Here is a 14458-nt window from a genome sequence, read left to right as displayed (position 1 = left end):
GCCTCCGCTTTATAGCCCCATTTTGTAACACGCCAATAAATAACTAATAAGGAAGTCATAAACTATGAGCCTGTTTATGAGCCTAGTCGGTATGGTTGTACTGATTGCAATCGCAGTACTACTATCTGACAACCGCAAAGCTATTAACTTTAGAACGGTGGGTGGCGCATTCGCTATCCAATTCGCACTTGGTGCATTCGTACTTTACATCCCTTGGGGTCGTGATCTTCTTGCAGGTTTCTCTGCAGGTGTAGCAAACGTGATCGACTACGGTAAAGACGGTACTGGTTTCCTATTCGGCAGCCTAGTTAACTTCTCAGTTGACGGTATCGGTTTCATCTTTGCATTCCAAGTACTACCAACTCTAATCTTCTTCTCTGCACTTATCTCTGTACTTTACTACATTGGTGTAATGCAATGGGTTATCAAGATTCTTGGTGGTGGCCTACAGAAAGCTCTTGGCACATCTCGTGCGGAGTCTATGTCTGCTGCAGCAAACATCTTCGTTGGTCAAACTGAAGCTCCTCTAGTTGTACGTCCTTTCGTACCTAAAATGACTCAGTCTGAACTATTCGCTGTAATGTGTGGTGGTCTAGCTTCTGTCGCTGGTGGTGTACTAGCGGGTTACGCTTCTATGGGTGTACCTCTAGAGTACCTAGTTGCTGCATCATTCATGGCGGCACCAGGTGGTCTACTATTCGCTAAGATCATCAAACCAGAAACTGACACTCCAGATGACAACATCGCTGACGAAATGGACGGCGGCGACGACAAACCAGCTAACGTTATCGACGCAGCTGCTGGTGGTGCATCTGTTGGTCTTCAACTTGCTCTAAACGTTGGTGCAATGCTACTAGCGTTCATCGGTCTAATCGCTCTAATCAACGGTATCCTAGGTGGCGTTGGCGGTTGGTTCGGTATGGAGAACCTAACTCTTGAACTACTTCTTGGTTGGATCTTCGCTCCTCTAGCATTCATCATTGGTGTGCCATGGGAAGAAGCAACTATCGCTGGTTCTTTCATTGGTCAGAAGACAGTTGTTAACGAATTCGTTGCATACCTAAACTTCGTACCATACGTTGGTGAGAACGCTCAAATCGTTGAAGCGACTGGCCAAGTAATGTCTGTTAAGACTCAAGCAATTATCTCGTTCGCTCTATGTGGTTTCGCAAACCTTTCTTCTATCGCGATTCTACTAGGTGGTCTAGGTGGTCTAGCTCCAAACCGTCGTCACGACATCGCTCGTATGGGTGTTAAAGCGGTTATTGCTGGTACTCTATCTAACCTGATGGCAGCGACAATTGCTGGCTTCTTCCTATCTTTCTAATTAAGTAGATTAGATTATATAGACGCCACTTTAATATCGCCCCGTAGCAAGAAATTGCTGCGGGGCTTTTTTGTTTTCAGGGACTCGAATATTGGATTTGAGGCAACAAACGTTGATACACAGGATGTGTTGTTAACAACGATTGCTGACATCAATAGTTGGGAAACTGATTTATTTTGAGATACAAACCGTTTGCGTTCTAAGGAGCACTACAAATTATCGAAGGATACCTATAATGTATAAGCTATAGGGATAGGATTTCTCTTTTTGGCAAGAAAATGACCGCTTGTTTGATAGCAACCGTGATTCTTCTGGGATTAAGCCAAACTTAGCGATACGCTATAGATGTTAGACACAACAAGGTAGATTTGTTGTGCCATAGACCAAACTGGTACTGTGCGGTGACAAGGATAGCAATTGATGGCGTAAGGCCAACAAGTCTTCAGGGAACCAAGTCCGTTCATTGGTGACTACAGAGCATTACTAAAATATCCATCTATACTGGATGGAGGGCGAAGTAGTTAACTATTTGAATATATTGATCGGAGATAGAAATGAGCGATTTAAAAGCAGCAGCTCTACGTGCACTTAAACTTATGGACCTAACTACGCTAAATGACGACGACACAACTGAAAAAGTTGTAGCGCTTTGTCACGACGCGAAGACTGCAGTGGGCAACACAGCTGCAATCTGTATTTACCCTCGCTTTATCCCAGCAGCTAAGAAGGCACTGCGTGAGCAAGGTACTCCAGAAGTACGTATTGCGACTGTAACTAACTTCCCTCATGGTAACGATGATATCGAAATCGCAGTTGCTGAAACAAAAGCAGCAGTCGCTTACGGTGCAGACGAAGTAGACGTAGTATTCCCATACCGCGCTCTTATCGCTGGCAACGAAGAAGTCGGTTTCGAGCTAGTTAAACAGTGTAAAGAAGCTTGTGGCGACATCACACTGAAAGTGATCATCGAAACAGGTGAGCTAAAAGAAGAAGCACTAATCAAGAAAGCATCTGAAATTTGTATCAAAGCAGGCGCTGACTTCATTAAAACTTCAACAGGTAAAGTGCCAGTAAACGCGACTCCAGAGTACGCGCGCATGATGCTTGAAGTTATCCGCGACATGGGCGTAGCTAAAACAGTTGGTTTCAAACCAGCAGGTGGCGTACGTACAGCTGAAGATGCAGCACAATACCTAGCAATGGCTGATGAGCTACTAGGTGCTGAGTGGGCAGATAACATGCACTACCGTTTTGGTGCGTCAAGCCTACTGACTAACCTACTAAACACATTAGAAGTAACAGACGAAACAGCTGATCCAACAGCGTACTAATTCTTAAATTGTCTGTTTGATGGAGCGGCAAATTGCCGCTCCATATTACCTCTTTACCTTACATACCATACTCATCATGAGTGTTGGGAGGAATCTAATGTCTGAAGTATCTAATACCAAAACTCCAACTTTTCTACCTCAAGAAATTATTCGCAGAAAACGTGACGGCGAAGTACTGACTGCTGAAGAGATCAACTTCTTCATTCAGGGCGTTGCTAAAAACACGGTTTCTGAAGGCCAAATCGCTGCATTTGCCATGGCGATCTTCTTCAATGAAATGACAATGCCAGAGCGTATTGCGCTAACGTGTGCAATGCGTGATTCTGGTATGGTTATTGACTGGAGCCACATGAACTTTGATGGCCCTATCGTTGATAAACACTCTACAGGTGGTGTAGGTGACGTAACTTCACTGATGCTTGGTCCAATGGTGGCAGCATGTGGTGGTTTCGTTCCTATGATCTCTGGTCGTGGTCTTGGCCACACTGGTGGTACGCTCGATAAGCTTGAGTCGATCCCTGGCTACAACATCACACCGACAAACGACGTATTTGGTGAAGTGACCAAAGACGCAGGTGTTGCAATCATCGGTCAAACGGGTGATTTAGCTCCAGCGGACAAGCGTGTATACGCGACTCGTGATATCACTGCAACAGTAGATAACATCTCGCTTATCACAGCTTCTATCCTTTCTAAGAAACTGGCTGCTGGCCTAGATTCTCTAGTAATGGACGTAAAAGTAGGTTCTGGTGCATTCATGCCAACTTACGAAGCGTCTGAAGAGTTGGCGAAATCTATCGTTGCTGTAGCAAACGGTGCGGGTACTAAGACAACAGCAATTCTAACTGACATGAACCAAGTATTGGCTTCTTCAGCGGGTAACGCCGTAGAAGTTCGCGAGGCGGTTCAATTCCTGACGGGTGAATACCGTAACCCTCGTCTTCTAGAGATCACGCTAGCTTCATGTGCTGAAATGCTAGTACTGGGCAACCTTGCGAAAGACTCTGAAGAGGCTCGTGAGAAGCTAATGGCGGTACTGGATAACGGCAAAGCAGCAGAGTGCTTCGGCAAGATGGTTGCAGGTCTAGGCGGTCCAGCTGACTTCGTAGAAAACTACGACAACTACCTAGAGAAAGCGGAAATCATCAAGCCAGTATATGCACTTGAAAGTGGCGTTGTATCAGCTATGGATACGCGCGCAATCGGTATGGCTGTGGTTGGTATGGGTGGCGGTCGCCGCGTTGCAACTGACAGCATCGATTACGCAGTCGGCTTCGATAACTTCATCCGTCTAGGTGAAGTAGCAAGCGAAGACAAGCCTCTTGCGGTTATTCACGCACGCAACGAAGAGCAATGGCAAGAAGCGGCAACAGCCCTTCAAAATGCGATTACTGTTGGTGGTGAATACACAGCAACGCCAGACGTCTACCGTCAAATTCGTTCAGAAGACGTTTAATTAAAAAATTACACAAAGCCTGCTCACACCAAAATGATTCGATAATGAGCGGGCTAAAGGAAATAGCAATGAAAAGAGCATTTATTTTAGTCTTAGACTCATTTGGTATTGGCGCAACGGCTGATGCTGAGAAGTTTGGTGATGTAGGTTCTGACACTATGGGTCACATCGCTGACCAGTGTGACAAAGGTTTAGCGGATAACGCTGATCGCCAAGGTCCACTGACACTGCCAAACCTATCTAAACTTGGTCTAGCAATGGCTCATAAAGAGTCTACAGGTCGCTTTGCCCCTGGTATGGATGCAGACGCTGAAATTATCGGTGCTTACGGCCATGCTGCTGAGCTTTCATCTGGTAAAGATACACCGTCAGGTCACTGGGAAATCGCTGGTGTTCCAGTTCTTTTCGATTGGGGCTACTTCACTGATAAAGAGAACAGCTTCCCTAAAGAACTAACGGATCGCATCCTTGAGCGTGCTGGTTTGTCAGGCTTCTTAGGTAATTGTCACTCATCAGGTACCGAGATCCTAGATAACCTAGGTGAAGAGCACATGAAGACTGGCCTGCCAATCTTCTACACGTCTGCTGACTCTGTTTTCCAGGTCGCATGTCATGAAGAGACATTTGGCCTGCAAAACCTACTAGACCTGTGTCAGATTGCTCGTGAAGAGCTAGAAGACTACAACATCGGTCGTGTTATCGCGCGTCCTTTCGTTGGTCCTGGTAAAGGTCAATTTGAGCGTACTGGTAACCGCCGCGATCTATCGGTAGAGCCGCCATCGGCAACCATTCTGCAAAAGCTGGTTGATGAGAAAAACGGTGAAGTTCACTCTATCGGTAAGATTTCTGATATCTACGCGGGCTGTGGTATCACTAAGAAGACTAAAGCGACAGGTATTCCAGACCTATTTGAAGCAACTAAAGACGCAATCAAAGAAGCGGGTGACAACACGATTGTTTTCACTAACTTTGTAGATTTTGACTCTGCTTACGGTCACCGTCGTGACGTTGCGGGTTACGCAGCGGCACTTGAGTACTTCGATGGTCGTATTCACGAAGTTATGGATATGATGCAAGAAGATGACATCTTGATCCTAACTGCTGACCACGGTTGTGATCCAACATGGCCGGGTTCTGACCACACTCGTGAGCACATCCCAGTGATTGTTTACGGTAAGAAAGTACCAGCGGGCTCTCTAGGTCGTCGTGATACGTTTGCTGATATCGGCCAAACGCTAGCAGCATACTTCGGCACGTCGCCAATGGGCTACGGCACAAGCTTTTTGTAATTTTTAAGTATACTGAAGAGAGAGGTTGGCCTCTCTCTTCTTTTTTGTTTTGAGATAAAGGATATTTTCAATGGCAACTCCACATATTAATGCTGAAATGGGCGCATTCGCAGACGTTGTTCTTATGCCGGGTGACCCGCTACGTGCTAAATACATCGCAGAAACATTCCTAGATGATGTTGTTCAGGTGTGTGATGTTCGCAATATGTTTGGTTACACAGGTACTTACAAAGGTCGTAAGATCTCTGTGATGGGCCACGGTATGGGCATCCCATCGTGCTCTATCTACGCGACGGAGCTTATTAAAGACTTTGGCGTGAAGAAAATCATCCGTGTTGGCAGCTGTGGTGCAGTTAGCGAAGATATTAAAGTGCGCGATGTTGTTATCGGCATGGGTGCATGTACCGATTCAAAAGTGAACCGTATTCGCTTTAAAGGTCATGACTTTGCAGCAATTGCTGACTATAAAATGGTTCGCGCAGCAGAAGACGCAGCAAAAGCGCGCGGCGTTGACGTAAAAGTCGGTAACCTATTCTCAGCTGAATTGTTCTACACGCCAGATCCAGAAATGTTCGAAGTGATGGACAAATACGGCATCGTTGGTGTTGAGATGGAAGCTGCGGGTATCTACGGTGTATGTGCGGAATACGGCGCGAAAGCACTAACGATTTGTACCGTTTCAGACCACATTAAAACCGGTGAGCAAACAACGTCTGATGAACGTCAAACGACTTTCAACGACATGATGGTGATCGCACTAGACTCTGTTTTACTAGGTGATGACGAGTAATCATAAATCCCAGTATGCTTTGAGCTGCCAGTATGCTTTGAGCTGAATTAAAAAAGCCCCTGCAGTTTAGACTGTAGGGGCTTTTTGTTGCTTGATGGTTTTCTTAATCCGCTTACTAAAACCTGCTGACTAAGAGTTAACGTTCTTGAGCAGCAGGTTTTCACCTGACTTAGATTTACCGCGTCTAAGGATCAACAGAATAAATAGCACGCCACTCACAAAACCCATCACAACCATACCAATCATATAGCGGTCACTCTTACGATAATGATGGTCAGAGATAGCGGTCACTCGCCCGGTCTCAAAAGTCACTCGAATAAAGCCAATAATGGTGTTTTCCGGTGAGTAGATTGGCTCAACCAGTTGTTGTTTTCCGATGCTGGCGGTCGATAGCGGAGTATCTAACCCAAGTACTTCACGAACTGTTAGTGCTTTTTCACTCGATGCTAAACGAATACCTTCCGCGTTGTAGATGGTGGTATCAAAAACCAGTCGGTCTTGAGATAGCTGATTGGTTAGCTCAAGCAGGCGCTCTTGGTCTTGTTGAAGGATCATTTTGCTCGCAGATAGTGACGCTTGTGAGAGCAAAACCTTGGTTAGCGTTTCGAGCTGCTTTGCTTGAATTTTCTCATTCCCTTTACTGATCACCACAGTATTTTTGATTGTCACGACCAGCATAGCAGCTAATAAAATCAGCGCTAAAATACGCAGTGCGTTGCGTAATGAGAACAGCGATTCATTCATGATTCATCTCGCCTGAAATAAACAAATGTTATGATTAAGATATATTGAGACTTGCACATGTAAATTGCAATAGGTTAACGTCTAGCTAAGTTAATTAGGAATCATACACATGGACGCTCAGAAACTCTTGCCTATTAAAAGGCATACTACGCTGTTAACTCGACTTCCGGAGACGCGATTCGCTTCTCAACTGGCCAAATCAAAAGCCAACTGGATTGTATTTGGTGAGTACCTTTCTCCTCAAGCCTTCGATGATATCGACTTTTTCACTGGCTTCTACAACACCATTCTAGATACTTGGAAAGTAGGCAAATATGAAGTTGCTTTAATGTCTGGACAGCTTACCCCAGCTCATGAAGAGATCTTGCAAGGGCTAAAATTGGATTACGCTTGCTTAAGTGAAGTCCCAGACTTGTCGAAGCCGGGTTTGATTGTGATGGATATGGACTCCACTGCGATTCAAATTGAATGTATTGACGAGATTGCAAAACTGGCCGGTGTTGGTGAGTTGGTATCTGATATTACAGAGCGCGCAATGCAGGGCGAGCTCGACTTTGAACAGAGTCTTCGCCAGCGCGTGGGTGCCTTGAAAGATGCCGATGAAGCTATCTTGGAGCAAGTGCGCAGTACACTGCCATTCATGCCCGATTTGGTAGAGCTAGTGAACACTCTGAACAAACTAGGTTGGAAAACCGCTATTGCATCGGGTGGCTTTACCTATTTCTCTGACTACCTTAAAGACACGCTGAATCTCGATTACGCGCAATCTAACACCTTGGAAATCGTCAACGGCAAATTGACAGGGAAAGTGTTGGGCGATGTTGTATCTGCTCAAACTAAAGCTGATATTCTGATTGAACTAGCTGACGAGCACGAGATTGAGCTGCACAATACGGTTGCGGTGGGCGATGGTGCAAACGACTTGGTGATGATGAAAGCGGCAGGTTTGGGTATTGCTTATCATGCGAAACCGAAAGTTGAACAGCAGGCACAATCTGCAGTTCGTTACTCTGGTTTAGGTGGAGTGCTGTGCATTCTTTCTGGTGTATTGGCTAAGCATCAAAAAATCAGCTGGCAAGTCAAACCTTAATACCCTTATTTATGAATAGAAAAAGCAGGCCTTGGAGCCTGCTTTTTTAATGGAGTTTGCTCATCGCTGAACAATGTTGGTCGATTACTTGGTCAGCTCAAGTCTGATCAGGACTTCATCTGTGATATCACACATTTCGCCATAACCGATAAAGGCCGTCACTTCATTTTCGAGCTTCTTTGCTTGATACATACTAATGCGAGCAATGGTTTCTAAGTCAGATTGGAACAGGCTAGTCAGTGGATCAAAAATCGGCGCTGTCGAAACTCTTAAAACGTATAGCTCGCCCATATGTTGAGCTTTCTTGATGAACATAATGCGCTCTTTGACCGATTTGAACTCGCGACTGAGCTTGGTATGTACCGATTGAATCTTGTCACCAAACTTAACCGCAGCCACGTAAACATCATGATGCTTCGGGCCTGCTCCTTCTATTTTCTTGAGTGGATCCGCCAATAGAGTATTGCTGTGCCCTTTAAAGATCGGCTCTAACGACAACTTGTGATTATGTCCAAGCTTTGCCAGCAGGCTTAGGTAGTTATTGAGAGGGAAGTTAACCCCAATAATCTTACAGCGCAGCTTTGAACTTGGTTTATCAATAAAGATCGGATTGCTGACCATTTTACTTAACAGCACATTATGGAGAGACTCCAGTAGTGAGTCTGTCGGCAGTATTTCTTTTTTCTTAATCAGCTTATTCTGGTTGTGATCGATTAAGCCATTAAGAAAGGCTACAGTGCGCATGGTTTTGCCTGTTTCATCGATCGCCAACTGTACATTCTTGCCATTCGGACTGACACGAATCACTCGGTAGGGCACAGCACTTAGTGGTTGCTTCTTATCATAGAGCTGAAGCTCATTGAAGTTGATGGTCACAGGATCATCGATCTTCAATATGAGTGGTTGTTCTAATGCGATATTCAAACCACGCTTGGAAAGGTCTTGAGTATGACCATTCGCTGCGGCACCGTCGCTCGCTGTGATCTGTAATGGAGACTTAAACTGATAGCGAGGCTCTTTGCGACGAGATTGAGAATCAAAGTAGATGCTTTGAATGTTACCCACAACGGTGCGCGCATGGCGAAACTTATTCAGTTCACTGCTGGCAATGCGTGGTTTCTCTGTTAGAAGGTAGTCGTCAGCGCTGTCATTTGCACCGATCTCTTGCAAGATACCACAGTGGGTTAACTGTTCAGAGCTTCTCGCCAAATCCTTCGAGTGCTGAGCTAATGCTTGCTGCTCTTCTTCGGACAGTTCAAAAACAGAGAACTTGAAGGTTTTCCAGCTCGATCTCTTAGCACCAATATGCCAAAACAATTGACGTTGTTCTCGAGTGGCCTCCGGTAGCATCATTGAGTAGAACAGTGTCTTATTTTGGTGCTCGTGAGTGAACGAGTAGATAACATTACTCGTGCCTTTGACTCCTGGTTTCGCCAGTTGGTTCATACGTTGCTCATTAAACAACGTACCTAAAGCTTGTTGGTTACGCTCATCATGCCAGTACTGCCAAAGAGGGTGGTTATTGTCAGTAAGTAGAGCCAGTTTAAGCTCACTTCCGCTAAAAAAGAGCGGCAGGTTACAGGTATGTTTGAGGTAAGTATGTTCGATCCCACGCGTACGAGTACGAATGATTCGATCTTGATTTTCGTGTTGGGTCTTTTTACTGCTGCTATTCAGCGATTCTTCGATCAAGCGACCTACGACATTACTGTCACAAACACGTACGGTTCTTAGAAACTTAACGGCATTGTTTTCGAAAGAGTCGTCGATTCCAAGAACACGAAACTCAGTTGGTTTGTCTACGTCAGGTTCTTTAGACTTTTCGACCAACTCGGTAAATTTGACGCCGATAATTTCGCCAAGGTTGTATTTGAATGCGCTCGGTACCTTGAATTTCCCTCCTGATGGCGATATATCCACAGTGACACCGTGCAACACTTGGCCTTTTGAGGTGGTGATCTCAACCTGTGAAGCAACCTTTAAGCGATTCTCTTGACGTTTTAAGTCGTAGCCAAGGTTTATCGGTTCCGCTTCATAAGGGCTATTGGCACTGGTAATGCCGTTGTCTTCTTGTTGAGCGGTATTGATTTGATTATTGATTGGCTGAGTTCGTGGAGACATCACCATCTCCCAAACGCCCTCTGTATAGCCGCGAAACTTTTTTGTGCCGCGTTGATAAGCATTGAGAGCGATATCATCGAGCCAGTGTTTACGCCCATCTAGGGTAAACTGGTGACATTCGTCGTCGATACGGCCGCGTAAATCGATACTCTTGGTACACGGCGCCATGATACGATTCAGTTCCATTTTAACGAGCAATTTCAGAGACGGGGATTCGCCCTCTGTCATTTGTGATAGAAGGAAATCGAAGTCTTCAGCGTGATAGGCTGGGATGAGTCGCTCTGCTACAGATAGAATTTCAGATTGCTGCATACTTTTATTGTTAGAATGGATAGTGCACTTATGTTATCGACTAGTTTAAATCGATCTTTAAGTATAACTGGTACGACTGCAACGATTATTTTAATCCGTACGGTCAACGACATCACAATTTGACAACATCATCGTGTAACAAAGTAATTATTGAGGTTTTATGGCTAAGGCAAAACGAGCTTATGTATGTAATGACTGTGGCGCAGACTTTCCGCGCTGGCAGGGGCAATGTAATGCATGCGGAGCTTGGAACACAATCACAGAGGTGAGACTCGCTGCGTCACCTCAGGTTGCACGTAATGAGAGACTCACCGGCTACGCAGGTAGTGCAACGGAATCGAGTGTTCAAACCCTTTCAGAGATCGATCTGCAAGAGGTACCGAGATTTAGCAGTGGCTTTAAAGAGCTCGACCGCGTACTTGGTGGCGGGGTTGTACCAGGAGCTGCGATCCTTATTGGTGGTAACCCTGGTGCGGGTAAATCGACGCTGCTATTACAAACAATGTGTCTGCTCTCTTCACAGCTTCCTACGTTATATGTAACCGGCGAGGAGTCGTTGCAGCAGGTGGCGATGCGTGCCTCGCGTTTAGGGCTACCGAAAGAGCATCTTAAAATGTTGTCGGAAACTAACGTTGATAAGATCTGTCAGGTTGCGGAGAAAGAGCAACCGAAGATCATGGTTATCGACTCGATTCAGGTTATGCACGTTGCCGATGTTCAATCGTCTCCGGGCAGTGTGGCTCAGGTCCGTGAGTCAGCAACGGCTCTGACTCGCTTTGCTAAGCAGAATAATGTTGCGATTTTCCTTGTTGGTCACGTAACGAAAGATGGAACGCTAGCGGGCCCGAAAGTTCTAGAGCACATCATCGACTGTTCGGTACTGCTAGATGGTGGCACTGATAGCCGCTTTAGAACGCTACGTAGCCACAAAAACCGTTTTGGTGCAGTAAACGAGCTAGGTGTATTCGCAATGACAGGGCAAGGCCTGAAAGAAGTCTCCAACCCTTCGGCTATTTTCCTTTCTCGTGGTGAAGAAGAAACTTCAGGCAGTTCGGTGATGGTGGTCTGGGAAGGGACGCGTCCACTCCTTGTAGAGATTCAAGCGCTGGTGGATTACTCACAACTGGCTAACCCTCGTCGTGTTGCTGTCGGTCTGGAGCAAAACCGTCTTTCTTTATTACTCGCTGTGCTGCATAAACACGGCGGGCTGCAAATGGCCGACCAAGATGTGTTTGTGAATGTCGTCGGTGGTGTTAAAGTAACCGAAACCAGTGCTGATCTAGCATTAGTGATGGCACTGTTGTCTAGTTTTAGAGACAGAGCACTGCCTAAAGATGTGGTCGTATTTGGTGAAGTTGGTTTGGCGGGAGAGATTAGACCGGTCCCTAGTGGACAAGAGCGTCTAAACGAAGCCTTCAAGCACGGCTTTAAAAAAGCGATCGTGCCGGCGGCGAATATGCCTAAGGGTGGTATTCCTGGGATGCAAATCCACGGGGTGAAAAAACTGTCAGAAGCAATTAGTGCTTTTGATGAGTTGTAATAAAGCTAAGTTAGGCTAATCTATACAGCAGCAAATCAAATTGGGTTTGCTAATCACCTTTCTGCGAGCCCAATATTAAAATTAACAACCGCTTAGGTTGTTTCTACAGAGCACTTTTCCTTTCTTAATGTGGAAGGGCAAAAGTTTTTTAGTCTCAAATGCATGCAAAGCTATCAGTCTTCACAGATTGTGATATACTCTGCGCGCATTTTATATCCTATTAACAGAGTAAGACAATGGCAGATTTATCGAAATACAGAAACATTGGTATTTTCGCGCACGTTGATGCGGGTAAAACAACTACCACTGAGCGTATCCTTAAGCTAACTGGTCAAATCCACAAGACTGGTGAAGTACATGACGGCGAATCAACGACTGACTTCATGGAACAGGAAGCTGAGCGCGGTATTACTATCCAATCAGCAGCTGTAAGCTGTTTCTGGAACGGTCACCGTCTAAACGTTATCGATACTCCTGGACACGTTGACTTCACAGTTGAAGTATACCGTTCTCTTAAAGTTCTTGATGGCGGTGTTGGTGTATTCTGTGGTTCTGGTGGTGTTGAACCACAATCAGAAACTAACTGGCGTTACGCTAACGAATCAGAAGTATCTCGTCTGATCTTCGTTAACAAACTAGACCGTATGGGTGCAGACTTCTACAACGTTGTTGACCAAGTTAAAAACGTTCTAGGTGCAAACCCACTAGTTATGGTTCTACCAATCGGTCGTGAAGACGATTTCGTTGGTGTTGTAGACCTACTAAGCCGTAAAGCTTACGTATGGGACGACTCTGGTCTTCCAGAGAACTACGAAATTCAAGACGTTCCAGCTGACATGGTTGACGATGTTGAGCAATACCGTGAAGAGCTAATCGAAACTGCTGTAGAGCAAGACGATGACCTAATGGAAGCTTACATGGAAGGTGAAGAGCCTTCTATCGAAGAGATCAAGCGTTGTATCCGTAAAGGTACTCGTGATCTAGCATTCTTCCCAACATTCTGTGGTTCTGCGTTTAAGAACAAGGGTGTTCAGCTAGTACTAGACGCTGTTGTAGATTACCTACCAGCTCCAACTGAAGTTGATCCACAGCCTCTAACTGACAAAGAAACTGGTGAGCCAACTGGTGAAGTTGCTACAGTATCTGCTGACGAGCCGCTACGTGCTCTAGCATTTAAGATCATGGATGACCGTTTCGGCGCGCTAACATTCATCCGTATCTACTCTGGTGTTATGAACAAGGGTGACACTATCCTTAACGCTGCTACAGGTAAAACTGAGCGTATCGGCCGTATGGTTGAGATGCAAGCAGACGAGCGTAACGAACTAACAACTGCTCAAGCTGGTGACATCATCGCTGTAGTTGGTATGAAGAACGTTCAAACAGGTCACACTCTATGTGATCCTAAGCACGAGTGTACTCTTGAGCCAATGATCTTCCCAGAACCAGTAATCTCTATCGCGGTTGCACCGAAAGATAAAGGTTCTACTGAGAAGATGGGTATCGCTATCGGTAAGATGGTTGCAGAAGATCCATCTTTCCAAGTTGAGACTGACGAAGATTCAGGCGAAACAATCCTGAAAGGTATGGGTGAACTTCACCTAGACATCAAGGTTGATATCCTTAAGCGTACATACGGCGTTGAGCTAACTGTAGGTGCTCCACAAGTAGCTTACCGTGAAACTATCACTCAAGCGATTGAAGATAGCTACACGCACAAGAAGCAATCTGGTGGTTCTGGTCAGTTCGGTAAGATCGACTACCGCATCAAACCAGGTGAGCCAAACTCTGGCTTCACGTTCTCTTCAACAGTTGTTGGTGGTAACGTACCTAAAGAATTCTGGCCTGCAGTAGAGAAAGGCTTTGCATCTATGATGGATAACGGTGTTCTTGCTGGCTTCCCAACTCTAGATGTTGAAGTAGAACTATTCGACGGTGGCTTCCACGCAGTTGACTCGTCTGCAATCGCATTCGAAATCGCAGCGAAAGGCGCATTCCGTCAATCTATGCCAAAAGCTGGCGCGCAACTTCTTGAGCCAATCATGAACGTTGACGTGTTCACTCCAGAAGATCACGTTGGTGATGTAATCGGTGACCTTAACCGTCGTCGTGGTATGATCAAAGACCAACAAGCTGGTGCTACTGGCGTACGTATCAAAGCTGACGTACCTCTATCAGAAATGTTTGGTTACATCGGTCACCTACGTACTATTACTTCTGGTCGTGGCCAATTCTCTATGGAATTCGCACACTACGCTCCATGTCCAATGAACGTAGCAGAAGAAGTAATCGCAAAAGCTAAAGAAGAGAAAGAAAACAAGTAATTGTTTTTAGAATCTAATTAGTTTTAAAGCCCCGCAAGTGAAAGCTTGCGGGGCTTTTGTTTTATGGGAATCATAGTACGAGATACGAGATACGAGATACGAGATACGAGATACGAGATACGAGATACGAGATA

At 45.5% G+C, this 14458-nt stretch carries 10 protein-coding genes; 8 read left to right on the top strand and 2 right to left on the bottom strand.

All coding sequences use genetic code 11. From position 1 onward, the window contains the following. The first annotated feature begins 64 nt into the window (after nt 1-64). The 5 genes from OCV50_RS11400 to deoD all read left to right on the top strand — a co-directional run bounded on the left by OCV50_RS11400 (nt 65) and on the right by deoD (nt 6193). On the top strand, nt 65-1327 hold the full coding sequence (locus OCV50_RS11400) for a NupC/NupG family nucleoside CNT transporter (protein WP_032551566.1): 1263 nt from the start codon (nt 65-67) through the stop codon (nt 1325-1327). A 554-nt stretch (nt 1328-1881) separates the two neighbouring features. Beyond that, the gene (deoC, locus tag OCV50_RS11395; protein ID WP_239841142.1) at nt 1882-2658 is read left to right on the top strand and encodes a deoxyribose-phosphate aldolase; all 777 of its coding nucleotides are present in this window, start codon (nt 1882-1884) and stop codon (nt 2656-2658) included. A gap of 97 nt (nt 2659-2755) precedes the next feature. Next, entirely contained in the window at nt 2756-4114 is a 1359-nt protein-coding gene (gene deoA, locus OCV50_RS11390) for a thymidine phosphorylase (protein ID WP_261903101.1), read from the top strand. A 68-nt stretch (nt 4115-4182) separates the two neighbouring features. Further along, nucleotides 4183-5403 (top strand): phosphopentomutase, encoded by a 1221-nt coding sequence (locus OCV50_RS11385; RefSeq protein ID WP_261903100.1) that lies wholly within the window; start codon nt 4183-4185, stop codon nt 5401-5403. Nucleotides 5404-5473: 70 nt separating this feature from the next. After that, a complete protein-coding gene (deoD, locus tag OCV50_RS11380) occupies nt 5474-6193 on the top strand; it encodes a purine-nucleoside phosphorylase (protein WP_032551570.1) in 720 nt (239 codons plus the stop codon). A 129-nt stretch (nt 6194-6322) separates the two neighbouring features. On the opposite strand, the gene OCV50_RS11375 is transcribed toward deoD, so the two are convergent. After that, nucleotides 6323-6937 (bottom strand): YtjB family periplasmic protein, encoded by a 615-nt coding sequence (locus tag OCV50_RS11375; RefSeq protein WP_239841139.1) that lies wholly within the window; start codon nt 6935-6937, stop codon nt 6323-6325. 109 nt (nt 6938-7046) lie between these two features. On the opposite strand from OCV50_RS11375, the gene serB reads away from it, so the two are divergent. Then, nucleotides 7047-8027, top strand: coding sequence for a phosphoserine phosphatase (serB, locus tag OCV50_RS11370; protein WP_261903099.1), 981 nt, complete (start codon nt 7047-7049; stop codon nt 8025-8027). Between the two features lie 84 nt (nt 8028-8111). Here serB and OCV50_RS11365 read toward each other — a convergent pair whose 3' ends face one another. Continuing rightward, complete coding sequence (locus OCV50_RS11365; RefSeq protein ID WP_261903098.1) at nt 8112-10460, bottom strand: PilZ domain-containing protein; 2349 nt, start codon at nt 10458-10460, stop codon at nt 8112-8114. A gap of 160 nt (nt 10461-10620) precedes the next feature. On the opposite strand from OCV50_RS11365, the gene radA reads away from it, so the two are divergent. After that, nucleotides 10621-12000: a DNA repair protein RadA gene (gene radA / locus OCV50_RS11360; RefSeq protein ID WP_105025478.1), complete on the top strand. Its 1380-nt coding sequence runs from the start codon at nt 10621-10623 to the stop codon at nt 11998-12000. A 236-nt stretch (nt 12001-12236) separates the two neighbouring features. Next, a complete protein-coding gene (gene fusA, locus OCV50_RS11355; protein ID WP_261903097.1) occupies nt 12237-14324 on the top strand; it encodes an elongation factor G in 2088 nt (695 codons plus the stop codon). Nucleotides 14325-14458: the final 134 nt, after the last annotated feature.

It is taken from the genome of Vibrio fortis (assembly GCF_024347475.1).
GTDB lineage: Bacteria > Pseudomonadota > Gammaproteobacteria > Enterobacterales > Vibrionaceae > Vibrio > Vibrio fortis.
The sequence above is the reverse complement of the archived record's forward strand: the minus strand, read 5'-3'. Positions and strand labels throughout refer to the sequence as shown.